The organism is Candidatus Merdisoma sp. HCP28S3_D10, from assembly GCF_052065835.1.
In the GTDB taxonomy this organism is placed as follows: Bacteria; Bacillota; Clostridia; order Lachnospirales; family Lachnospiraceae; genus Laedolimicola.
This window is the reverse complement of the sequence record NZ_JBQHTG010000004.1, coordinates 261,943-283,400: the sequence shown is the minus strand read 5'-3', so window position 1 is coordinate 283,400 and position 21,458 is coordinate 261,943. Positions and strand designations below refer to the sequence as shown.

The window sequence follows — 21,458 nt, the reverse complement described above, 5'->3', positions numbered from 1 at the left end:
TATCAGGAGAGCAACTTGAGCAGACGAGAGAAGACAGTACGAAACAGCATAGCGGCGCTGGCGGCCTTTCTGGCCGTATGCGGGATCAATGTTCTGTATCAGATCCGATCAGAGAGTACCATGCTGTCCAACAGCGTGACGGCCATGCTGATGTTTGGGGCGTTTCTCTATGTGGGTATGCAATTCCTGAAAAAGGAAGGAAATAGAAGACTTTGGATTTGCGGCGCGGCGGGCGGAATACTGTTCGCGGCGCTGACGGTCTGGGGCTTTTCTCTCAATTATACGGATACGGTATGGAATCCCCAGGTGCTTCCGGCTTTTCTCTGCCTGGCCCCGTTTTTCACGATTTGCGTGAGCGCAGGGTTACGGGCAATTGCGGGGGTGCCGGCAGTAGAGACAACATCGGAACCGGACGCGGCGCGGGAAACGAAGAAGCTGACCGGCGCGTATATTAGCCGTGCAGACGGCCCGACAGCCTACTTCATCGCCTACAGCTTCCCGGTACGAAAGTTTTACTGGTTCTGCTTTGCGGTTCTGTTCCTGTCCTGGGTTCCGGTGCTTCTGGCCTCTTGGCCGGGTATCTTTTCCTATGACTGCGGCTGGCAGCTGGCGGCGGTGGCCGATCACGCATGGACAGCCCATCACCCGATACTCCATACAGCTATGCTATGGCTGACGAGGGAGATTGGACGGGCGCTGACCGGGTCCAATCAGACCGGAGCTCTGCTCTATTCCCTGCTTCAGATGGTTCTGATGTCTGCTCTATACGCAGAGGTCTGCCTGTACCTGCGGCAGAAAAAAGCGCCGAAATGGCTGTGGATTGGATCACTTCTTTTCTTTGGCTTTCATCCGGTAAACAGTCTGATGGCCTTATGCGCCACCAAGGATTCCCTGTTTACGGCGGTATTCGCGGTATTGGTGGTACAGCTTTTGCGGATGGCAGAGTATCCGGAGGTCTTTTTTGCCTCCCGGCGCAGACAACTGTTATTCTGCGTCAATGTCTTTTTCTTATTTGCCTTCCGGAATAATGGGTTTCATACCTTTTTATTCTGTATTCCCTTCCTGCTGTGGGCGTACCGCAGATACTGGAAGAAAATGCTGCTGCTCTGTGTGATCTGCCTGGGACTGTATGGGATCTACACGGGGCCGGTTTACAGTGTGCTTGGCATTGAGCCGGGCGATCCCAGGGAAATGTGCAGCGTACTGATGCAGTCGGCGGCACGGGTCTACAGTCTGGATAACAGCGGACTTACGGAGGAACAGAGAGAAGGCATCCTGAGCATGATTGACGAGGAAGGCCTGAATTCCTATACGTCTCGATTTGCGGATCCGGTAAAGGCCTATTTTCACGGAAAGGAATTTGCGGAAAATCCCCTGCCGTTCCTGAAAACCTGGGTCAGTGTGGGAAGGTCTCACAAAAAGATGTATGTGGATTCCTTCCTGGCCGGAACCTTCGGATACTGGTATCCCGGCAACTCCATTGAAGATACCGGTTCGGGGAGAGATTACTTTGAATACTACTGTAAGGAGTTCCGGGAAGATGTGGACGTGACCATGGAATCCAGAATCTCGGCTCTTTCAGAATTTTATAGAAAAATTGGAAATGAAGCTTCTTTCCAGAAAGTTCCGATAGTTGCGGCAACGTTTAATCTGGGGGCGTATACCTGGCTGTGGCTCTTTACCATGCTGCTTCTGCTGTATAGCCGGCAATGGCGTCGGCTGATTGTGATGGCTCCCTTTACCGGATATTTTCTGACGAATCTTCTGGGACCTGTGGTGAAAATGCGGTATCATTACCCGTTCATAGCCTGCGCGCCGCTGCTGCTTTATCTGTGCTGGCGGGTCTGGCAGGAGAGACAGGAAGCCTGAAAACATGAATGAAAAAAGACGGAGGACGTCATTATGGATAAAGTAGCGGTATTGATTCCCTGCTACAATGAGAGTAAAACAGTAAAAAAGGTAGTAGAGGATTTCCGGCGTTCCCTGCCGGAGGCAGCCATCTATGTCTATGACAATAATTCCACAGACGGAACGGAGCAGCTGGCCCGGGAGGCAGGCGCGACGGTACGCTACGAATATCAGCAGGGTAAGGGCAACGTGATCCGGCGTATGTTCCGGGAGATTGACGCGGAAGTCTATGTGATGGTAGACGGGGACGATACCTATCCGGCAGAGGCGGCCCCTGCCATGGTGGAGAAGGTACGGAAACAGCAGTCCGATATGGTGGTGGGCGACCGGCTTTCGTCCACCTATTATACGGAAAATAAAAGACCTTTCCACAATTTTGGCAATTCCTTTGTGAAAAACTGTATCAACCGTTTCTTTGATACCAATATTCAGGATATTATGACCGGCTACCGGGCTTTCAGTTATTCCTTTGTCAAGACCTTCCCGGTGCTGTCCCATGGCTTTGAAATCGAAACCGAGATGAGCATCCATGCGGCGGACAAACATATGCAGGTGGATCACGTGATCATCGAATACCGGGACCGCCCGGAGGGAAGCGTGTCGAAGCTGAATACCTTCTCCGATGGCTTTAAGGTACTGACCCGGATCCTGAATCTCTATAAGAACTACAAGCCTCTGGGCTTCTTTTCCCTACTGGCGGGGATTCTGACCGTATTGGGCGTGGGCTTTCTGATTCCGATTCTGACAGAATACTGGCAGACCGGGCTGGTTCCCCGTTTCCCGACCCTGATTGTCTGTGGCTTTGTCCTGATTGCGGCCCTGCAGTCCCTCTTTGCGGGACTGGTGCTGCAGAGCATGGAGCAAAAAAACAAGCAGGATTTTGAAATGCAGCTGATTGCGGCCCATGAGAGATTTGCAAAACTGCAGAAGGAAGTAAAGGAGCGGGAAGCATGAACAGGGTGACAAAAAGAACAGGCGCAGCATGGACGGCGTCTGTTCTTCTTGCGTTTATCTGCGGCCTGGCGGTATACAGGAGCATGGGCTTCGTCTATGCCATTGCGGACGATGTGATTATGCGGGATATTGCTTCGGGAGCTTTCACAGGAACGCCGGACGGACATCTGATTTTTGTACAGTATGCGCTGGGCTGGCTGTTAAGCCGTCTGTACCTGGTGAACCGGACGGTGGACTGGTATGGTTTTTTTATGGCCGGAGCCATGTTTTTCAGTCTGGCGGCAGTGCTTTATAGAGGACTGGCGGCGGAAAAGAGCTTTCGCTGGAAGCTAATCTACGCGGTGGCTGCGCTGGGCGCCTGGACGACAACGCTTTTGTTTCACGCGGCCCAGTTCGAGTGGACAGTCAGTGCGGCGGCTCTGGGAGCGGCGGCTCTGTATCTCTATGTATCGGCGGGGCGGGAAAGCAGAACGGTGACAGAAGAAATTCTGATCTGGCTGCTTCTGGTTTTTACCTATGGAATCCGTTCAGACGTTTTTCTTATGACCCTGCCGGGTTTCGGGATCGCCTTTCTTTGGAAGACAGTCCGGAGAAATGGTAAAAAATGGGAAATAAAGTTTCGGGAACTGATTTTACCGGGATTGGTATTTTTCAGCGTTGGATTGCTGATCCTGACAGAGAAGAATGCCTATCGGGGCGAAGAATGGAAGGAATTTCAGCGGTTCCAGACGGCGCGTTCGGAGGTGTATGATTATGAGGGCGTGCCCTCCTACGAGGCCGACCCGGAATTCTTTCAGAATAAGCTGGGAATCAGCAGCGAGGAAGTGCGGGCGCTTCGCCACTATGCCCTGTATCTGGTAGACGGGCTGGATGCCGGAATGATGGAAGATTTAAGTCAGGAAGCCAGCCTTCAGAACGGAGCGGCCCTGGGACTGCGGGTTAGACTGAAAGCGGGGATAAAACTGGCTGTCACAGAGTTCCTGGGCAGCGCCTACGGGACAGTCAGCCTGGCAGCGGCAGCTTTTTTAGTGCTGGGCGTTATCCTGTTGTGGAAAAAGAAAAAAAGCCTGTACATTCCGGTATTCTTATTTCTGTGCGCCCACGGCGGGCTCTGGCTGGTCTTAGGCTATGCCGGGCGGCTGCCGGAGCGGGTGGCATTTTCCCTCCATCTGGTGATGTTGGGAGCCTTTGCCGGCCTTTTTATGGCAGTGTGGAACAGGGAGACAGAACAGAAAAAGAGAATGCAGTTTATTCTGGGCTTTCTCTGTCTTATTTTTGCGGGAGCAGCGGCGTGGCAATGGAAGATCTCCGCGGAAAGTAACCGGGAGAAGCTTGAACTTGATACCTGCTATCAGAGCTTCAAGGAAGCCTGCAAATCCCAGGAGGAACGGCTGTATTTTATCGAGACCTATATGGCGGAGCCGGTGGGCGGCGCAAAGGTAACGGCCCACGGAAATTTCGCCCTGAACCGCTGCCTGACGCTGGGAGACTGGTACAGCACCTCTCCCCTGGATCGGGAGCGTATGGAAGCTCTGGGAATCCGGAATGTGGGACAGACGCTGCTTGAGGATCCGCAGGCGTTTCTGGTAGTGCGGGACGATCCGGATCCGGGCTTCTATGCTTCCTATGTGGACTGGAAATATCCGGAAGCAGAGCTTGTATTAAAGGAAACAACGGAAGTAGAGGGAAGAAATTTCTATCTCTATCAGATACAGGAGTAGTGCGATGGAAAACATGGCTTTGAAAAAACAGAATAGAGGAGCCGGGGTTCCGGGAGCAATGCTGCTTTCTTTTCTGCTGACAGGGCTCTGGTTTATTCTGGTATACAAAACGGTTCCGTTTATCTATGATATCAACGATGATGTGGCCATGCGGAATGTGGCGGCGGGCGTTATTACAGGGACGCCGGACTCCCATCTGCTGCATATCAAATATCTGCTGGGGCTTGGGATCAGCGGTCTGTATCGCCTGCTCCCGGGGCTCGACTGGTACGGACTTACCATGATTGGCGTAATCCTGCTGTCCTTCGGGCTTTGCCTGTACCGTGGACTGGTTTCAAAAAAAGGGATTTTCTGGAAAATAATATATACACTGATTGCCCTGCTTCTGATGACGGCGCTGGGAATCCAACATGTATCGGCGTTCCAGTGGACCACAGCGGCCGGAATCGCGGGAGCGGCCGGAATCTATCTGTTTTATACGGCCGGAGACGGCCCGGACTGGCAGGTGATGATGGAAGAAGGACTGGCGGTCTTTCTGGTTCTGGTATCGCTTCTGATCCGGGACGACGTATTTTTGATCACAGTTCCGGCGGCGGCCCTCTGTTTTTTGTGGAAATATGCGGAGCGAAAAAGCTGGATCTGTGGAAAAGTCACGCTTCCGTTTCGGCTTGGGCATCTTTTCGTGCCGCTTATGCTGGCAGCGGGGGTGTTGGTGATTCTGGCGGTGGAGGCCTTCGCTTACCGGACTCCGGAATGGAGAACCTTCCGGAAGTACAATACAGATCGGGAAGCCATTATGGACTATTATGGCCTGCAGAATTATGAGAGCGATCCGGCTGTCTACGACAGACTGAAGATTACGCCGGAGGAGGCAGAAAATCTGCAGCGTTATTCCCTGTATCTGACAGAAGATTTTTATCCGGAGAAAATGGCGGAGCTGGCACAGCATGAGAAGGAGATCTACCGGGCGTCCCATCCGCTGACGGAACGTCTCCGGACAGCCTGGGTGGAGATTTATGAGCATTTTACCAAGGATACCTATCACCCGGCCAATCTGATAGCGCTTGCAGTCATTGCCATGACGCTGGGACTGTGCGCGGTGGCGGACCGGAAGGAGCTGGGACTGGGACTTGCGTTTCTGGTACTCTGGTTTGGATACTGGGGATATCTGGGCTACCGGGACCGGCTTTTGGAGCGGGTGGGCTTTGTACTGTATTTTATGGCAATCTTTCTGTTTCTGGGAATCTGGTATCGGATTTTGGAATCGGAGGGAGCGGAAGAGAAAACGCTTCAGCCGGGCAATCTGATACTGACCCTGGGAGCTCTTGGGATCCTGGCAATGACGGCTTCCAATACCTGGAAAAATGTGCAGGCTTACAATACCGGACGCCGGGACTATAACCTGGAATTCCTGGACGTGAACCGGTATATGGCAGAGCACCCGGATAACGTATATTTTATGACGACCTTTACCATAGAGACTTATACGGATAATTTTACAGTGAAACGGGAGTTTGCCTTCAGCAATCTGCTGTCGGTAGGCGGCTGGCACACCTTTTCCCCATTGGAAAATGAAAAGTGCGAAGAGCTTGGAATCACCGACCCGAAGCATGATATCGTGGAAAAAGATAAGGTATATGTGATTTCTCTGGAAAATGTGAATCTCAGGTATATGGACCGGTATTTCAAAAGTATCTATGGAACAGCCTATCAGGGAAGAGAACTGGTAGATACGCTTGCCTATGGCGAACAAAGCTTTGAAGTATATGATTTTAATGTCAGGGAGGTAGAAAAATGATTGGATTTAATGTAGCGCCGTTTACAGGGAAAGAATTTGATTATATCAGAGAGGCCATAGCGGCAGAGCATATCTGCGGCGACGGAATGTTTACGAAGAAATGCAATGCCTGGATCGAGGAAAAGACCGGGACAGCGAAGGCGCTTCTGACGACCTCCTGCACCCACGCCACAGAGATGGCGGCTTTGCTTTTGGATATCCAGCCCGGCGACGAGGTGATTATGCCGGCCTACACCTTTGTATCCACAGCGAACGCCTTCGTGCTCCGGGGCGCGGTCCCGGTGTTCGTGGATATCCGTCCGGATACCATGAATATCGATGAAACGTTGATAGAGGCGGCCATCACAGAGAAGACAAAGGCCATCGTTCCGGTTCATTACGCCGGCGTGGCCTGTGAGATGGATACGATTATGGCCATTGCGAAAAAGCATCGTCTGGCTGTAGTAGAGGACGCGGCCCAGGGCGTCTGTGCCTGGTATAAAGGGAAGGCCCTGGGAACCTTCGGGGACTATGGATGTTACAGCTTCCATGAGACAAAGAACTTTTCCATGGGCGAAGGGGGAGCCCTTCTGATCCAGAAGCCGGAAGCGATTGAAGACGCGGAAATCCTGCGGGAGAAGGGAACCAACCGTTCCAAGTTTTTCCGGGGACAGGTGGATAAATATACCTGGGTGAATTCCGGAAGCTCCTATCTTCCCAGCGATATGAACGCAGCCTATCTCTGGGCCCAGCTGGAAGCGGCGGATCTCATCAACGCGGACCGTATGAGCAGCTGGAAGCTTTACCGGGAGCTGCTTACCCCGCTGGCAGAAGAGGGACTGCTGACGCTTCCGACGGTACCCGAAGGCTGTGAACATAACGCCCATATGTTCTATATAAAAACAGCGGATCTGGAAGAACGTACCCGGCTGATCGCCTTTCTGAAGGAGCAGGGAATTCAGACGGTATTTCATTATATTCCGCTTCATACGGCTCCGGCAGGCCAGAAATTCGGACGCTTCTTCGGCGAGGATCGCTACACCACCAAAGAGAGCGAGCGGCTTTTACGGCTGCCCCTGTACTACGGCCTGAAAGAAGAGCAGGTAGTCTATGTGGGAGAAAAAATAAAGGAGTTTTATGGAAAATAAAAAACAAAGCTGGAAAACATGGGGCTTCTGGCTCTGCGTCCTGGTAATGTTCGCAGCGGCCTTTGCCATGACAAAAGTAGAAATCGGGAAAGAGTATACCGACTTTCGGACGCATTCCCGCTGGGCGGTGGGAGAAAAGCTGGAACCGCGGTTTAATAAGTTTTATTTTTACCCGGTATGGCATTTCTGTGTGCGTTTCATCAACTGGCTGCTTCCCTTCGGAAGGGAATTTTCAGCGGCCTTTGTGACAGCCTGTTTTCTTGGCGCGGCAGGGGCGCTTCTCTACAGCTTCCTCTGGAATGCCAATGGAAGAAAATGGGAAGTGTGGAAATGTGTCCTTCTGGGCTTAAGCCTGTTGTTCGTGACAGCCCTCTATATGCCCTGGTATAATCCACAGGTTTATCTGGGACAGAGCAGTCCCACGATCTGGTACAATCCCACGAATCTGGCAGTAAAGCCGCTGGCTCTTCTGATTTTCCTGTGCTTTGTAAAAATATACAGGGAGAGGGAAACCATCGGAAATGCCTGGATTGCCGGGGAATCCGCGCTTCTGCTGCTTAGCTGCTTTATAAAGCCCTCTTTTTTACAGGGCTTTCTGCCGGCAATGGTATTATTTCTGCTGATAGAACTGATACCCAACCGGGGAAACTCTTTTCTTTTCAGCCTGAAGCTGGCGCTGATGTGCGTGCCGTCCGGAATCTACTTTATCGTGCAGTATCTGGCCATGTTTGACAGCGGGGAAAACAGAAGCATTGAACTTTCGCCCTTTGAAGTAATCGGACTGGATGCGCCGAACCCGCTGTTTTCCATTCTGCTTTCCGTGGCGTTTCCGCTGTTTGTGCTGGTGGTTCTGGGAATAAAGAGAGTATTTCAGGACAAAGCGCTGTGGCTTGCCCTGCTGTTCTATATCTGCTCCCTGCTGGAATTTGTATTGCTGGTGGAGCGTCCGGAGGTGTCGGCGGGAAATTTTGAGTGGGCGCTTCAGCTGGCCCTGTTCCTGCTGTTTGTAATGACGGCGCTGCGTTTTTATCAGACCAGGTGGAAACAGAAGGCAATCTGCGTAACCGGGAACCTTCTGTTCCTGTACCATGTCCTGTCGGGACTCTGGTATTATATAGACTTACTGCTGTTCTCCGGATGGCAGTGTTAGGAGTGAGCGTGTGAAAAAGAAGAAGATCGTAATCATCGGCGCCAACAGCTTCCAGAATCCGCTGATTCTGAAAGCGAAGGCGATGGGCTATGAGACCCATGTATTCGCCTGGAAGGACGGCTCCATAGGAGAGCGGACGGCGGATTATTTTTATCCGGTCAGTATCATAGAGCGGGAGGCAATCCTGGAGCAGTGCAGGAAGATACAGCCGGACGCGGTGGCTTCCATCGGCTCGGATCTGGCCATGCTGACGGTCAATTATGTGGCGGAGAAGCTGGGGCTGCCCGGAAACAGTATGGAATGTACGGAAATTTCCACCAACAAATATGCCATGCGGAAGGCTTTTCAAAAGGCAGGGGTGCCGGTTCCCGGTTTCCGCGAGGCAGACCAGACTACAAAGCCGGAGGCTTTGACGGATCTGAAGCTTCCGGTGATCGTGAAGCCTACGGATCGCTCCGGCAGCCGGGGAATAACCAAGGTGACAGAATGGGGCCAGCTGGCTGACGCCCTGCAGGCTTCGGTGGAAAATTCCTTTGAAAAGAAAGCAATCATAGAGGAATACCTGAACGGGCCGGAATACAGCTGCGAGTGCATTTCCTTCCGGGGAACGCATCATTTTCTGGCAGTCACAAAGAAATACACCACCGGAGAACCCCATTTTATAGAAACCGGACATCTGGAGCCGGCGCCTCTGAGCGAAGAACAGAGGGAAGCCATAAAAAAGGCAGTTTTTGCAGGTCTTGACGCCCTGAAGGTAGAAAACGGGGCCTCCCATACGGAATTTAAACTGGAGGGCAATGAGGTCCGTATCATTGAAATCGGCGCACGGATGGGCGGCGACTGTATCGGCTCGGATCTGGTGGAGCTTTCCACAGGCTATGATTTCGTGCGCATGGTCATTGAGGTGGCTTCCGGGCGCAGACCGACCCTGGAAAGGGTGCGGGAACCAAAGACCGCGTATATTCATTTTATTTTTACAAAAGCAGATCGGGAGCTTCTTCAGAAACTGGAGAGAGAGATTCCGGAAAAAATACATTTTATCAGCGAGATGGAGGAAATTCACGAGGGAGCCGTTACCGACAGCTCCACCCGGTTCGGATATTTTATCCTGGCCTTTGACAGTCTCGCGGAAGCAAAGGAGTACGTAACCTTATGAAAAAGATTTCGCCGAAACTGATTCTGGCCCTGCAGCTGGTGGTAATGCTTTATACCCTGTCCAGCGTGGCGGCAAAGCTGGCCTCCGGCCAGCAGCCCCTGAGCCTGCCCTTTCTTGTCTATTACGGTGTGGAAATCCTGATTCTGGGAATCTATGCCATTGCCTGGCAGCAGATCATCAAGCGCTGCGATCTGTCTGTGGCATACGCCAACCGTTCCATGGCGATTCTGTGGTCGCTGGTGTGGACTGTGATTTTCTTCCACGAAGCACTGACGGTAAAAAATATCATAGGAGTACTCATTGTTTTCGCAGGAACAATGATTGTGAACAGCGATGGTGAATAAATATATGCTTCTTCTGGTGGCGTCGGTGGTAGTGGCGTCCCTTTCCCAGATTTTACTGAAAAAGAGTGCGGCAAAATCCTATGAATCTGTACTGCGGGAATACTTGAATCCCTACGTGATTGTAGGCTATGGAATGATGGTCTTCTCCACGCTTCTGACCGTGGGCGGCTACGCAGGCCTGGAATACAAGAACGGAGCGGTGATAGAATCCCTGGGCTTCGTCCTTGTAATGGTATTAAGCCGCCTGGTCTTTGGCGAAAAGATTACCAAAAAGAAACTTCTTGGAAATGCGCTGATTCTTCTGGGAATCTTTGTATTTTACAGTTAGGCCTCCGGTCCGGCACAGCGGTCGGAAGTTACAATCTGACGGACGGTGTACTGGGGCGCGTTGTTGATACTGATATAGATACGGCCGATGTATTCGCCGATCATACCAAGCATAATCAGAATCAGGCCGCCCAGGAAAAAAATGGAAGCAATGATAGAGCTCCAGCCCATTTCAATGGAGGTGTCCACCAGCTTTCGGATCACCACATAGATACCGTACAGAAAACCGATACAGGCACAGGCGGTTCCGCAGAAGGTGGCGACCCGCAGGGGTTTTACGGAAAAGGCGGTAAAGCCGTTGAACCACAGGGCCAGAAGCTTGCTGAAGTTATAACCGGATTCGCCTACCATGCGTTCATGGTGTGTGATGGGCACATTGGCGATGTTCCGGGTAGCCCGGAAGATCAGGCCCTCGATATAGGGGTAGGCGTTTTCGTAACGGAGAATCTCATCGGCAATGAAGCGCCGCATGATAAAGTAGCTGGTGACGCGGAGACCTTTTGGTTTTCCGATGAGACTTTCGGTCATGCGCTCATTCATCCAGGTACCGAAGTTGCGGAAGCCGCTGTGCATTTTATGGGCATAGGAAGCGTATACCACGTCCCAGCCCTCTTTCATCTTATCCACCAGGGTAAAGAGCTCGCAGGCAGGCGTCTGGCCGTCGTCGTCCAGTGAGATGACAAGATCGCCGGTACACTGACGGTAACCGGCCATCAGAGCGGCATGCTGGCCGAAATTTTTGGCCAGATCGATTCCGGTGATACGGGGGTTGGAAAGGGCCAACGCGCGGATACGGGTCCATACCTGATCCGGGGAACAGTCATTGACCAGAATGATTTCGTAATCATATTCCGGCCGCTGTTTCATGGTTTCTATGATTTCGTTTACAACAATTTCAATTGTGGTTTCCGAGCCATAGCAGGGAATCACAAAGGATAGCTTTTCCATGTAAAAATAGCTCCTGTTTTCTTAAGATTTGTTAAAATTCAGTATACCGTCTGCGGGAAGTCTTGTCAATCCGGGGAGAAGACTGTATACTGAATCAGAAAAAAAGCAATCGGGAAAGTGTACAGAGGAAGTTGAAATGAAAGAAAAATTAAAGTGGCCGGTAGCGGCGTTGACACCGGTATTCGGTTATCTTATCTTTGAAACGACAACAGGGAACCTGCTGTCAATCAGCCCCGCGCGGGCGCTGATCAACCTGGTATTTTACTATCTGCTGTATGGTCTGGTGTTTCTGGTGCTCAACCGGTTCCGGGCTGCGGCAGCCGGAACAACGATAGCGCTGTATATTCTGGCGACGGTCGATTATTATGTCCTGCAGTTCAAGGGAGCGCCGCTTCTTCTGCCCCAGGATCTGACGGCCTGGCGAACGGCGGCAGCGGTGGTATCCAATTACCATATCACTTTTTCCAAATCCGTGGCCTGTGGAGCGGTATTGCTGCTTCTGGTCCTGGTGGTTCTGTGGAACACGAGGATTGGAAAGCTGACGATAGGAAAACGGGGAATTGCCGCAGGCGGCTACGCCCTCTGCCTGGCAGCCTGGCTGCTGGCTTTTTATAAGTATGATATCAAATATACGCTGGCCGGGATTGACGACGATATTTTCTGGTGGAGCCTGGAGGGAAGCTATCAGGATTTTGGCTACGCCACCTCCACAGCCATTCTGGCCAAGTCCATGGTCTTTGAAAAGCCGGAGGGATATTCGGTGGAAGAGACAAAAAAGGATGCGGAAGCAGTGGAGTATGAAAGCAGGCCGGCTTCCGATACCAGTCCGGTGAACCTGATTGTTATCATGAATGAGAGTCTGTCCGATATGCGGGTAATCCGGGATTTCCAGACTAATCAGGAATATTTCCCATTTATAAAGAGCCTGGAAGAAAATACCATCAAGGGCGATTTGTATGTGCAGGTATTCGGCGGAGGAACCAGCAATACGGAGTACGAGGTGCTGACCGGAAACAGCATGGCTTTTCTGCCTTATGTCATCAGCGCCTATCAGGCCTACTGTAAACCGGAGGAATATGGTATGGCCAGTACGCTGAAGGCCCAGGGCTATACGACGGTGGCCATGCATCCCAATATCTCCGGCAACTGGAACCGGAAGAATGTGTACCAGTATATGGGCTTTGACGAATTCATATCCAGCGGCGGATTCCGGGATTCCGAGCTTCTGCGCAATTATGTGAGCGATCTGGGGGATTATCAGAGGCTGATAGAGCGTTACGAGGAAAAGGATCCGGGAGAGAAGCTGTTTGTGTTTAATGTAACCATGCAGAATCATGGCGGCTACGAGGAAGAGTCCCCGGATTTCCGGGAGGAGATAAAAGCAGAGGGGGATCTGGCCGGATACGAACAGGCTGACCGGTACCTCTCCCTGATGAAAAAGTCGGACGAGGCGTTCCAGTATCTGGTGGAATACTTTGAACAGGTGGAGGAGCCGACGATGATTGTCATGTTCGGCGATCACCAGGCGGCCGTCGAGACGGAATTTTATGAGACGCTTTATGGAAAATCCATGAAGGAGCTTACGGCAGAGGAAGCGGATAAGCAGTATGTGACGCCGCTGATTATCTGGACCAATTATGAGACAGAGGCACAGCCGGTAGATAAAATAAGTGCCAATTATCTGGGGGCGAAGATTCTGGATCTGGCGAATCTTAAGCTGACTGCCTATGACAGAATGCTGCTGGAGAACTGGGAATCTATACCGGTTCTGGGGAAAAATGGATATTACCTTACGGACGGCACCTATACGGCCTGGGGAAAAAATGCAGAGAAGCCGGATTTGATGAGGGCATATCAGCGAATGGAATATAATTACGTGGCGGATCGAAAAAACCGCGTGGATAGTTTATTTACTATCACACCATAGGGAGAGGGTATGAAAAGGATAAAGTATGTACTTGTGGCAGTAGCGGGACTTGCCCTGGCGGGACTGGTATATTATGGATTGTTCGTATTTCCGATCAAGGAGATCCGTGTGCAGCTTCCGATGGTGGAGGCGGGATACACGCTGATACGTTATACGGAAGACGTGGAGGAGACCATCGAAGCGAAGGTCCGGCGGACCGGTTCCCTGGCTTCGGAGAAGCTGACGTATCAGACCGGGGATCCGGAAGTGGCAGAGGTAACGGCGGAGGGGACTCTGATTGCCAAAAAGGCAGGCGTCACCACTGTGACCGTGAAGTCGAAGGGCAATCCCTTTGTGAAGAAGGTAATCCCGGTGACGGTGATTCAAAAAGCCCTGAGTATGCAGGTATCCATGCCGGAGGAGCTGCCGTCCAACGAATTTTATTATCTGGCGCATACGGGGGATCGGCCTGTTCTGCAGGCTCTGCCGGATCCGGTGGACGGACTGGTGGAAAATCTCACCTATGAAAGCAGCAATCCGGAGATTGTAACCGTTTCCGAAGACGGCGTGCTGGAAGCGCACCAGGGCGGTATTGCGAAAATCAGCGTATCTTGGGTGGGACCCTATACAGAAGCCGGAAAACAGGAGGATCTGGGATCCTTCTGGGTCAATGTATGCCGGAAACAGGATCACGATAAGCTGGAGGAGCATGAAATCCAGTGGTACGAGGAAAGCTGTCTGATTGCCCACGCCCTGGGAAATGCCGGAAATGAAACCTACACCAATACGAAAGACGCCCTGGAAGAGTCCATTGCCGAGGGCTATAAAATACTGGAAGTAGATCTGAACATGACGTCCGATAAGGAAGTAGTCTGCCGCCACACCTGGTATTCCGATGATTTCGGGGTATCCTATGATGGAAGGATCCCGGATCTGGCGACCTTTGAAAAGGAAAAGTATTTTGGAACCCTGACGACGCTGACGGGCAGGGAGCTTCTGAATATCTGGGCAGAGCATCCGGAACTTTATTTTGTAACAGATGTGAAGCAGGACGAGAACACGAATCTTTCAGAGGTTATGGATGGGCTGGTGGCGCTGGCGAAGGAACAGGGGCAGGAGAGCCTGCTGGATCACCTGATTATACAGCTCTATGGAATAGAGGATTATGATCGGATCCGGGAGATCTATCCCTTCCGCCACTGGCTGTTTACCACCTATCAGCTTCCGGATACGCCGGGGGCAGAGATAGAAGCCGCCGCCTTTTCCCAGGAGAAGGATTTTGGGGCCTTTACCTCCCCAGTCTGGTGTATGGGAGACGATTATTTTGTAAATCTGGCAAATGAGTATGATCTGAATCTGTTTATCCATGTGATTGATACGGAGGAGGAAGCGGAACGCTCCATGAAGCGGGGCATTTACGGCTTTTATACAGACTTTATGAGTCCGGCGGGACTGCGGGAAGCCAGAGAGAATTAGAAATACAGACGGAAATGACTACATGAAGAAAAAAATAATCACAACAGCAGCCCTCCTGCTCCTTTTTCTGGCAGCAGGAGGCGTTCTGCTTTATCGGTACATCTATATAGACGCCATCACCGGAATCCGGGTCCTGAACCTGCCGGAGGGCGGTTACACCCTGACCCGTTATACCCGGGAGGCGCGGGTGCCGGTGGCGGCGAAGGCGGAAGTCCGGAACGGACGGGCAGACGGGACGCTTTTGTATGAATCCTCGGATCCGGTAGTGGCAGAGGTGACGGCGGAGGGTGTTCTGATTGGCCATACGCCGGGAACCGTGACCTTACGCATAGCAGCGGCGGGAAATCCGAAGGTGTATATAGAGGTTCCCGTGACCGTGGTGCAGAAGGCGGTGGGTATGCAGGTATCGCTGCCGGAGGAGCTTCCGGCTAATGAGTATTATTATCTGGTGCACCGGGGAGACCGGATATCCTTTACGGCAAAGCCGGTTCCGGCCAGTGCAGAGACAGAGCATATTACCTATGAGAGCAGCCGCCCGGACGTGGCCTATGTGACAGAGAGCGGTGAAATCCGGGCCTTTCGGGGCGGAATCACTCTGGTCAGCGTCTACTGGACCGGACCCTACACCCTGGAGGGACAGAAGGAGCTTCTGGGGGAATTCTGGCTCAATGTATGCCGCAGGGGAGACCATGACAGCCTGGCCAACCATGAAATTCAGTGGTATGAGGAAAGCTGCCTGATTGCCCACGCCCTGGGAAATGCGGGCGAGTACCGCTATACGAATACCCGGGACGCCCTGGAGGAATCCATTTCCGAAGGTTTCCGGGTGATCGAGGTGGATCTGGCTAAAACCTCGGACGGAGAGGTGGTCTGCCGCCACAACTGGAAAAAGGATACCTTTGACGTATCTTATGACGGCAGGATCCCGGATCTGGCGACCTTTGAACGGGAAAAGTATTTTGGAACCCTGACGACCCTGACGGCCCGGGGACTTCTGGAAATCTGGGCAGAGCATCCGGAGCTGTATTTCATTACGGACGTGAAGCAGGACGAAAACACGGATTTGCCGGAGATTATGGGAAAGCTGGTGGAACTTGCCCGGGAAATGGGGCTGGAAAAACTGCTGGATCGTCTGATTGTACAGTTGTATAATGAAGAGGATTATGATAAAATCAATGCGATTTATCCCATGAAGCACTGGCTGTTTACCTTTTATCAGCTTCCGAAGACCAAAGAGGCCGAGGAAGCGGCGGCCAAATACTCCAAAGAGATGAATTTCGGAGCCTTTACCGTTCCGGTCAAATGGAAAAAGACCGGATATTTCGTCGGCCTGGCGGCAGATTTTAAGCTGGATCTGTTTGTACATGTGGTGGACGAGCCCGGGGAGATCCGGAAATATATGAAAAAGGGCATTTACGGCTTCTATACCGATTACTGGAGCCCTCAGGCCCTGGAAGAATGGAGAGAAAACGGAGAGTAGTAACGTATGAAAAAATTATTTGGACAGATTGTCAAATTCGGAGCCGTAGGCTTCCTGTGTTTCTTTATCGACTATTTTATTATGGTAGCGCTGACGGAGGCTGTGGGAATTCCCTCTATCATTTCCAGCGCCTGCTCCTATACCATTTCTACGGTAGTAAACTATATCTTAAGCATTACGGTAGTCTTTGACGCGGACAAGGAGGCCAACAAGACCGCCCAGTTTGCCATATTTGTTATCTTAAGCCTGATAGGTCTGGGCATTAACCAGCTTATGATGTGGGCGGGTACCGGATGGCTGGAGGGCCTGATGAACCGGAGCAGCCTGCTGGCGGCTTATTCCCGTTACGCGTACATGGTTGTGAAGATTTTCGCCACCGCAGTGGTAATGGTATACAACTTTATCACCCGCAAGATTTTTATTGAGAAGCATTGATTCCCTATAGAAGAAATAGAAAATATGATTTCGGAAAGGAGCAGAGATGAGGAAAAAAAGGATAGCACTGGCTGTCTGCCTTGTGCTGCTTCTGATTACCGGAATCTGGCTGGTGAAGTTCCCGGTGAAGGCTCCCGGCATGGAGCATCAGGTTCTGACGGTCAAAAAGTCGGAGAAGCTGATGAAGAGCCTGAAGCCTGCGGGGGAAGGGGAAAAGCTGCTGACGGCGCTTTATTTTGCCGGCGAGGAGCTTCCCTGCGATGTGGAGAGCCGGACCTGGTACCTTCCCGTGGATATGGAAAACCCGGAATGGGAGACAGGGACCTTTCAAGGCGCGGACAGCACGGAGGTCTATCTGCTGGAGGATCCCCTGGCAGATGACAAGCAGGAGGCCATACGGACGGGAAAGGCTTACCGGCTGTTGGCTATAAAGGGCGGAAGCTATGAGATCGCGCAGGTGGTATTTTCCGGTCTGCCCATGATAAGCCTGTCCACAGACAGCGGAGCGGAGATCCGCTATGAGGAAATCTACGGACGTATGCGGTTCTACGCAGCGGATACGAAGGAAAGCTGGGTGACGGAAAGCGTCATGAGCGCCCATATCCGGGGAGGTTCCAGCCGTCTGAATCCGAAGAAATCCTATAAAATGACTTTGTATAAACAGAATCAGATCGGAAGCGGAGCTTTGCGGAAAAACAAGCAGTCCTTCCTGGGAATGCGTACCGACGACGAGTGGCTTCTCTACGCTATGTACAGCGAGGATTCCAAGGTACGTGATAAACTTTCTCAGGATATATGGAACGAATCCGGGGCTTTGGGTATTGAATCCAATGGTTTTTATGGCTATCATATGGAATACATTGAGGTTTTTCAAAATGGGGAATACCGCGGAATTTACGGTCTGATGGAGCCGGTAGATTATAAGCAGCTGGGCCTGACCAGGGAAAACGGAAAGGGTCCGGAGGAATATCTGTATAAACAGAAGGATCCGGACGTCTATGAATTAAAGGGAAACCATTCCGCGGACGATGAAGCCCACAGAGAAGTCCTCGACACATACCTTGCATATCTGGGTGCGGACGACGAGACCTTTGCGGCCCATATCGGCGATTTGATTGATGTGGACAACGCTCTGGATGTCTGGCTGTATCTGCAGGCTGTCATTGGCATGGACAATATCCAGCGGAATATTTTCTATCCGGCGGTCTGGGTGGACGACCAGTACCGGATTCGGTTTCTGCCCTGGGACATGGATTATACCTGGGGAAATGTCCATGATTTTGACGCGGGAAACCGGACCCGGTTTTCAGAGGAAATCCTGACCATGCGGATTGCCTGGAAGATAGGCGACCGCCTGGTGAAGCTTGATGTGGACGGAGCCAGGGAAAAGGTGGCCGCCCGCTGGAAGGAGCTTCGGGAGGACGTATATTCGGACGCCTGGCTCTGTGAGCACATTGATACCTACGCCCACAGGGTAATGGATTCCGGAGCCTTTGAACGGGATCGGGATACCTGGGAGAACGGCGGGCACAATTCCGACTATGAGAGCCTGAAGCAGCTTGCCTGCGAACGGATGGCTTTTCTGGACGAACAGTTTAAAAATCCGCTTTCCTATCTGGATTTGGAGGAGTATGTGGAGTGAAAAAGCAGATAGCTCTTTTACTGAATTTGATATTGCTGTGCGGCTGTCTGGCCGTGCTGTTCTGCTGGCGCTCCCTCTGGAATCCCATGGGAGCAGGCGCGGCAGAGGCCGGCGAGATAGCGGCCATGAAGGAAACCCACCGGGAAGCGGAGGTTCCTTTTTTTACGGGACTCGCTTTTTCCGGGGAGCAGCTTCCCTATGACAGTACCACCTCGACCTTTTATCTTCCCCTGGACAGGGAAACAGAGGCCTGGGAAGGCGGGGAGCTGACCTCGCTGGACAGAAGCGTAAGGCTTCTCTTTGAGGAAGAGATCGCCGATACGGATAAGCAGGAAGCTATCCGGCAGGGAAAAGCCTTCCGTTTCTATGCGGTGAAGGACGGCGCGTACCAGGAATGTAGCCTGGTGGCCACCGGACTTCCGGTGATTTCCATTGAAACCGCGGAGAGTGCGGATACGGAGGTTTTCGGCGGCAGCGCCTTCTTCTGGGACAACAGCACCAAAATCAACTGGACCTCCTCCAGTATTCTGGAGGCCCATATCCGGGGCAATACCAGCCGGGTGTATCCCAAAAAGGGTTACAAGCTGAGCCTGAAAAAGCAGAAGAAAAACGGCGATATCGTGGCGGACAAAAAGTCCCTGTTCGGTCTGCGTACCGACGACGAGTGGATTCTGAATGCCATGTATACAGACTCCTCGAAAATCCGGGATAAGCTGAACGCGGATCTCTGGAGCGAGGTGGGAGCCTCCAGACCGGATTTTTCAAGCGCGTATTTCGGAACCCGGATGACCTATGTGGAGGTTTTCTTCAACCATGAATACTGGGGGCTCTACGTACTGTCCGAGCCGGTGGATTCCAAGCAGCTGAACCGGACAAAGGCAAACGAGGGCCGGGCGGAGGAATATTCCTATAAGTCGGTGACGCCCCAGAGCCTGCCGACCGAAGAACTTCTGAATCAGGCGGAGTACGGGCAGAGCCTGGACGGTTATGAATTGAAGGGAAAGCATGAAACCATCGGACGCTCCGACTGGGAACCGTTGCTTTCCTACCTGCGTCTCCGGGATATGGCTTCCGATACGGAATTCCGGGAAACAGCTTCCGAGCTTACCGATCGGGAGGGCGCGCTGAACGTATGGATGTTTCTTCAGGCGGTGCTGGGAATTGACAACCGTGGAAAAAACATGTATTATGTGGCAAAACAGACAGAACGTGGGGCAAAGATTTATTTTGCGCCCTGGGATATGGATATTACCTGGGGGGACGCTTTAAGCGAGAATGAAAATGGTGGAGATATCGCCTGGAAGGTAGGCCTGTTTACCGGTCTCTATTCCGAGCGGATCAACTGGGCCTACGGGGATCGGTTAATCGAGCTGGACGTGGACGAATCAAAAGATTATGTAAACCGAACCTGGAAAAAGCTCCGGGAGGACGTGTTCTCGGAGGAAAGCCTGACCGGACGTATCGATGACCTGGTGAGGCAGGTACAGGATTCGGGCGCATACGCAAGGGACGCCGCCCGCTGGCCGGAGAGCAACAGCGGACAGGATATGGAGCTGTTTAAGCGGATGGCCTTCTACCGGCTTGGAATTCTGGATTATTATTTTAACGGAAATCTGGAGGAATACCTGGGACTTGGTTATGAATAGGAAGTCCCGGTCTAAAGGAGTGAAAACATGGAGTATCGTCACGAGTTAAAATACGTGGTTACGGCAGCGCAGCTGGCGCTTCTGGAAAACCGGATCCGGGGGCTGATAAAGCCGGACCGTCATGTGGGACCGGACGGCATGTACCATATCCGAAGCCTGTATTTTGACGATTATTACAACAGCTATTATAATGAAAATGAGATCGGCAGCGATCCGAGAGAGAAGTTCCGGATACGAATCTACAATGCCAGCCCGGAGCGGATCCGTCTGGAGCTGAAGCGGAAGGAGCACGGTATGACCCAGAAGCTGTCCTGCCGCCTGAGCGAGGAGCAGTGCCGGGAGTTGATGGCCGGAAGACCCCTGCCGCCGGATCCTGCGTATCCGCCGGTCTTGCAGAAGTTGAATCTGCAGATGCGGACCCGCCTTCTCCGGCCCCGGATTATCGTGGAATACGACCGGGTGCCCTATGTGGATCCGCTGGGAAATACCCGTATCACCCTGGATTTGAATATCCGCTCTTCCAGCTATGCGAGCCTGTTCCTGGAAGAACAGATACCCATGCGGCCCATTATGCCGAAGGGAAAGAACATCCTGGAAGTGAAGTACGATGAATTCCTGCCGGATTCTATATACAGAAACCTGCAGCTGAACAGCTTACAGCAGACAACATTTTCCAAATATTATCTGTGCAGACGGTACTCCTTCACGGGAATACCGGATTGAGAAAAATAAAATTCGAAAATATAATGTGGAGGATATAAAAAATGGGATTTAAAGATGTATTTAAAAAGTCATTTCTGGAAGGCTTTACCAGCATGGACATTTCTGCCGGACGGATTATGGCGACCTTTGCAGTGACCTGTATTCTGGCCTGCTATGTATTTCTGATTTACCGTCTGGTAACCAGAAAGTCCTTTTATTCCAAGGGCTTCAATGTATCTTTGGCAGCCATGTCAGTGATTACGGCAGCGATTATCCTGGCTATGCAGTCCAACCTGGTGATCTCCCTTGGTATGGTCGGCGCTTTGTCTATCGTGCGTTTCCGTACCGCAATCAAGGATCCGATGGATCTGGTTTTCATGTTCTGGTCCATCAGTATCGGTATCGTCTGCGGCGCGGGACTTTACGAGGTAGCGCTGCTTACCTGTCTGGTAGTCACGATTCTGATTCTGGTTCTGGAGAATCTTCCGGCTTCCCGGGCTCCGATGATGCTGGTAGTCAATGTGACAGACGCGGCAAAAGAGGATACAATTCTGGATATCGTAAAGAAGTACAGCAAGTTTTATAAGGTAAAATCCAGAAACCTGACAGCGGGCGCGCTGGATATGGTAGTGGAAGTACAGGTAAAGGAAGAAAGCGCCTTTGTAAAAGAGGTTTCCGCAGTGGAAACCGTGCTTTCTGCTTCTCTGATTGCCCATGACGGCGAAGTCACCTTTTAAG

18 protein-coding genes are annotated in these 21,458 nt (G+C 51.9%); 17 read left to right on the top strand and 1 reads right to left on the bottom strand.

The genetic code is table 11. From position 1 onward, the window contains the following. Window positions 1–15 precede the first annotated feature (15 nt). From ACTNCH_RS11700 to ACTNCH_RS11660, 9 genes are read left to right on the top strand one after another with little or no spacing between them, the layout of a single operon-like run. Window positions 16–1,869: a DUF6020 family protein gene (locus tag ACTNCH_RS11700; protein ID WP_441017888.1), complete on the top strand. Its 1,854-nt coding sequence runs from the start codon at window positions 16–18 to the stop codon at window positions 1,867–1,869. Window positions 1,870–1,902: 33 nt separating this feature from the next. Further along, window positions 1,903–2,862 (top strand): glycosyltransferase family 2 protein, encoded by a 960-nt coding sequence (locus ACTNCH_RS11695; RefSeq protein ID WP_441017890.1) that lies wholly within the window; start codon window positions 1,903–1,905, stop codon window positions 2,860–2,862. Next, window positions 2,859–4,583 carry a hypothetical protein gene (locus ACTNCH_RS11690; protein WP_441017892.1) on the top strand — a complete coding sequence of 575 codons (1,725 nt, stop codon included), beginning with the start codon at window positions 2,859–2,861 and terminating at the stop codon, window positions 4,581–4,583. Before ACTNCH_RS11695 ends, ACTNCH_RS11690 begins: the two co-directional genes overlap by 4 nt. A 4-nt stretch (window positions 4,584–4,587) precedes the next feature. Continuing rightward, window positions 4,588–6,381 carry a hypothetical protein gene (locus ACTNCH_RS11685; RefSeq protein WP_441017894.1) on the top strand — a complete coding sequence of 598 codons (1,794 nt, stop codon included), beginning with the start codon at window positions 4,588–4,590 and terminating at the stop codon, window positions 6,379–6,381. Then, window positions 6,378–7,508: a dTDP-4-amino-4,6-dideoxygalactose transaminase gene (gene rffA, locus ACTNCH_RS11680; RefSeq protein WP_441017896.1), complete on the top strand. Its 1,131-nt coding sequence runs from the start codon at window positions 6,378–6,380 to the stop codon at window positions 7,506–7,508. The genes ACTNCH_RS11685 and rffA overlap by 4 nt, the downstream gene beginning before the upstream one ends. Then, window positions 7,498–8,658, top strand: a complete 1,161-nt coding sequence (locus ACTNCH_RS11675; RefSeq protein ID WP_441017898.1) for a hypothetical protein — start codon at window positions 7,498–7,500, stop codon at window positions 8,656–8,658. The genes rffA and ACTNCH_RS11675 overlap by 11 nt, the downstream gene beginning before the upstream one ends. Before the next feature lie 10 nt (window positions 8,659–8,668). Beyond that, entirely contained in the window at window positions 8,669–9,814 is a 1,146-nt protein-coding gene (locus ACTNCH_RS11670; RefSeq protein WP_441017900.1) for an ATP-grasp domain-containing protein, read from the top strand. Continuing rightward, window positions 9,811–10,158 carry an EamA family transporter gene (locus ACTNCH_RS11665; protein ID WP_441017902.1) on the top strand — a complete coding sequence of 116 codons (348 nt, stop codon included), beginning with the start codon at window positions 9,811–9,813 and terminating at the stop codon, window positions 10,156–10,158. The genes ACTNCH_RS11670 and ACTNCH_RS11665 overlap by 4 nt, the downstream gene beginning before the upstream one ends. Further along, on the top strand, window positions 10,148–10,486 hold the full coding sequence (locus tag ACTNCH_RS11660) for an EamA family transporter (protein WP_441017904.1): 339 nt from the start codon (window positions 10,148–10,150) through the stop codon (window positions 10,484–10,486). The genes ACTNCH_RS11665 and ACTNCH_RS11660 overlap by 11 nt, the downstream gene beginning before the upstream one ends. On the opposite strand, the gene ACTNCH_RS11655 is transcribed toward ACTNCH_RS11660, so the two are convergent. Beyond that, a complete protein-coding gene (locus ACTNCH_RS11655) occupies window positions 10,483–11,433 on the bottom strand; it encodes a glycosyltransferase family 2 protein (protein WP_441017906.1) in 951 nt (316 codons plus the stop codon). The genes ACTNCH_RS11660 and ACTNCH_RS11655 overlap by 4 nt on opposite strands. A 136-nt stretch (window positions 11,434–11,569) precedes the next feature. Between ACTNCH_RS11655 and ACTNCH_RS11650 the strand changes: the two genes are divergently transcribed. From ACTNCH_RS11650 to ACTNCH_RS11615, 8 genes are read left to right on the top strand one after another with little or no spacing between them, the layout of a single operon-like run. Further along, window positions 11,570–13,360: an LTA synthase family protein gene (locus tag ACTNCH_RS11650; RefSeq protein WP_441017908.1), complete on the top strand. Its 1,791-nt coding sequence runs from the start codon at window positions 11,570–11,572 to the stop codon at window positions 13,358–13,360. Between the two features lie 9 nt (window positions 13,361–13,369). Then, window positions 13,370–14,815 carry a glycerophosphodiester phosphodiesterase family protein gene (locus ACTNCH_RS11645; RefSeq protein ID WP_441017910.1) on the top strand — a complete coding sequence of 482 codons (1,446 nt, stop codon included), beginning with the start codon at window positions 13,370–13,372 and terminating at the stop codon, window positions 14,813–14,815. Window positions 14,816–14,837: 22 nt separating this feature from the next. Next, window positions 14,838–16,295 (top strand): glycerophosphodiester phosphodiesterase family protein, encoded by a 1,458-nt coding sequence (locus tag ACTNCH_RS11640; RefSeq protein WP_441017912.1) that lies wholly within the window; start codon window positions 14,838–14,840, stop codon window positions 16,293–16,295. Between the two features lie 6 nt (window positions 16,296–16,301). Beyond that, entirely contained in the window at window positions 16,302–16,730 is a 429-nt protein-coding gene (locus tag ACTNCH_RS11635; RefSeq protein ID WP_441017914.1) for a GtrA family protein, read from the top strand. A 46-nt stretch (window positions 16,731–16,776) separates the two neighbouring features. Beyond that, window positions 16,777–18,372, top strand: coding sequence for a CotH kinase family protein (locus ACTNCH_RS11630; RefSeq protein ID WP_441017916.1), 1,596 nt, complete (start codon window positions 16,777–16,779; stop codon window positions 18,370–18,372). Beyond that, the gene (locus ACTNCH_RS11625) at window positions 18,369–20,018 is read left to right on the top strand and encodes a CotH kinase family protein (RefSeq protein ID WP_441017918.1); all 1,650 of its coding nucleotides are present in this window, start codon (window positions 18,369–18,371) and stop codon (window positions 20,016–20,018) included. The genes ACTNCH_RS11630 and ACTNCH_RS11625 overlap by 4 nt, the downstream gene beginning before the upstream one ends. Window positions 20,019–20,045: 27 nt before the next feature. Then, complete coding sequence (locus ACTNCH_RS11620; RefSeq protein WP_441017920.1) at window positions 20,046–20,741, top strand: polyphosphate polymerase domain-containing protein; 696 nt, start codon at window positions 20,046–20,048, stop codon at window positions 20,739–20,741. A gap of 41 nt (window positions 20,742–20,782) precedes the next feature. Next, entirely contained in the window at window positions 20,783–21,457 is a 675-nt protein-coding gene (locus tag ACTNCH_RS11615; protein WP_441017922.1) for a DUF4956 domain-containing protein, read from the top strand. Window position 21,458: the final 1 nt, after the last annotated feature.

What these genes read in the sequence shown, in the direction of transcription:
- ACTNCH_RS11650 (WP_441017908.1), top strand. Translation starts at nt 11,570, where the DNA reads ATGAAAGAAAAATTAAAGTGGCCGGTAGCGGCGTTGACACCGGTATTC.
- ACTNCH_RS11690 (WP_441017892.1), top strand. Translation starts at nt 2,859, where the DNA reads ATGAACAGGGTGACAAAAAGAACAGGCGCAGCATGGACGGCGTCTGTT.
- ACTNCH_RS11620 (WP_441017920.1), top strand. Translation starts at nt 20,046, where the DNA reads ATGGAGTATCGTCACGAGTTAAAATACGTGGTTACGGCAGCGCAGCTG.
- ACTNCH_RS11645 (WP_441017910.1), top strand. Translation starts at nt 13,370, where the DNA reads ATGAAAAGGATAAAGTATGTACTTGTGGCAGTAGCGGGACTTGCCCTG.
- ACTNCH_RS11660 (WP_441017904.1), top strand. Translation starts at nt 10,148, where the DNA reads ATGGTGAATAAATATATGCTTCTTCTGGTGGCGTCGGTGGTAGTGGCG.
- ACTNCH_RS11695 (WP_441017890.1), top strand. Translation starts at nt 1,903, where the DNA reads ATGGATAAAGTAGCGGTATTGATTCCCTGCTACAATGAGAGTAAAACA.
- rffA (WP_441017896.1), top strand. Translation starts at nt 6,378, where the DNA reads ATGATTGGATTTAATGTAGCGCCGTTTACAGGGAAAGAATTTGATTAT.
- ACTNCH_RS11630 (WP_441017916.1), top strand. Translation starts at nt 16,777, where the DNA reads ATGAGGAAAAAAAGGATAGCACTGGCTGTCTGCCTTGTGCTGCTTCTG.
- ACTNCH_RS11640 (WP_441017912.1), top strand. Translation starts at nt 14,838, where the DNA reads ATGAAGAAAAAAATAATCACAACAGCAGCCCTCCTGCTCCTTTTTCTG.
- ACTNCH_RS11665 (WP_441017902.1), top strand. Translation starts at nt 9,811, where the DNA reads ATGAAAAAGATTTCGCCGAAACTGATTCTGGCCCTGCAGCTGGTGGTA.
- ACTNCH_RS11685 (WP_441017894.1), top strand. Translation starts at nt 4,588, where the DNA reads ATGGAAAACATGGCTTTGAAAAAACAGAATAGAGGAGCCGGGGTTCCG.
- ACTNCH_RS11615 (WP_441017922.1), top strand. Translation starts at nt 20,783, where the DNA reads ATGGGATTTAAAGATGTATTTAAAAAGTCATTTCTGGAAGGCTTTACC.
- ACTNCH_RS11675 (WP_441017898.1), top strand. Translation starts at nt 7,498, where the DNA reads ATGGAAAATAAAAAACAAAGCTGGAAAACATGGGGCTTCTGGCTCTGC.
- ACTNCH_RS11635 (WP_441017914.1), top strand. Translation starts at nt 16,302, where the DNA reads ATGAAAAAATTATTTGGACAGATTGTCAAATTCGGAGCCGTAGGCTTC.
- ACTNCH_RS11655 (WP_441017906.1), bottom strand. Translation starts at nt 11,433, where the DNA reads ATGGAAAAGCTATCCTTTGTGATTCCCTGCTATGGCTCGGAAACCACA.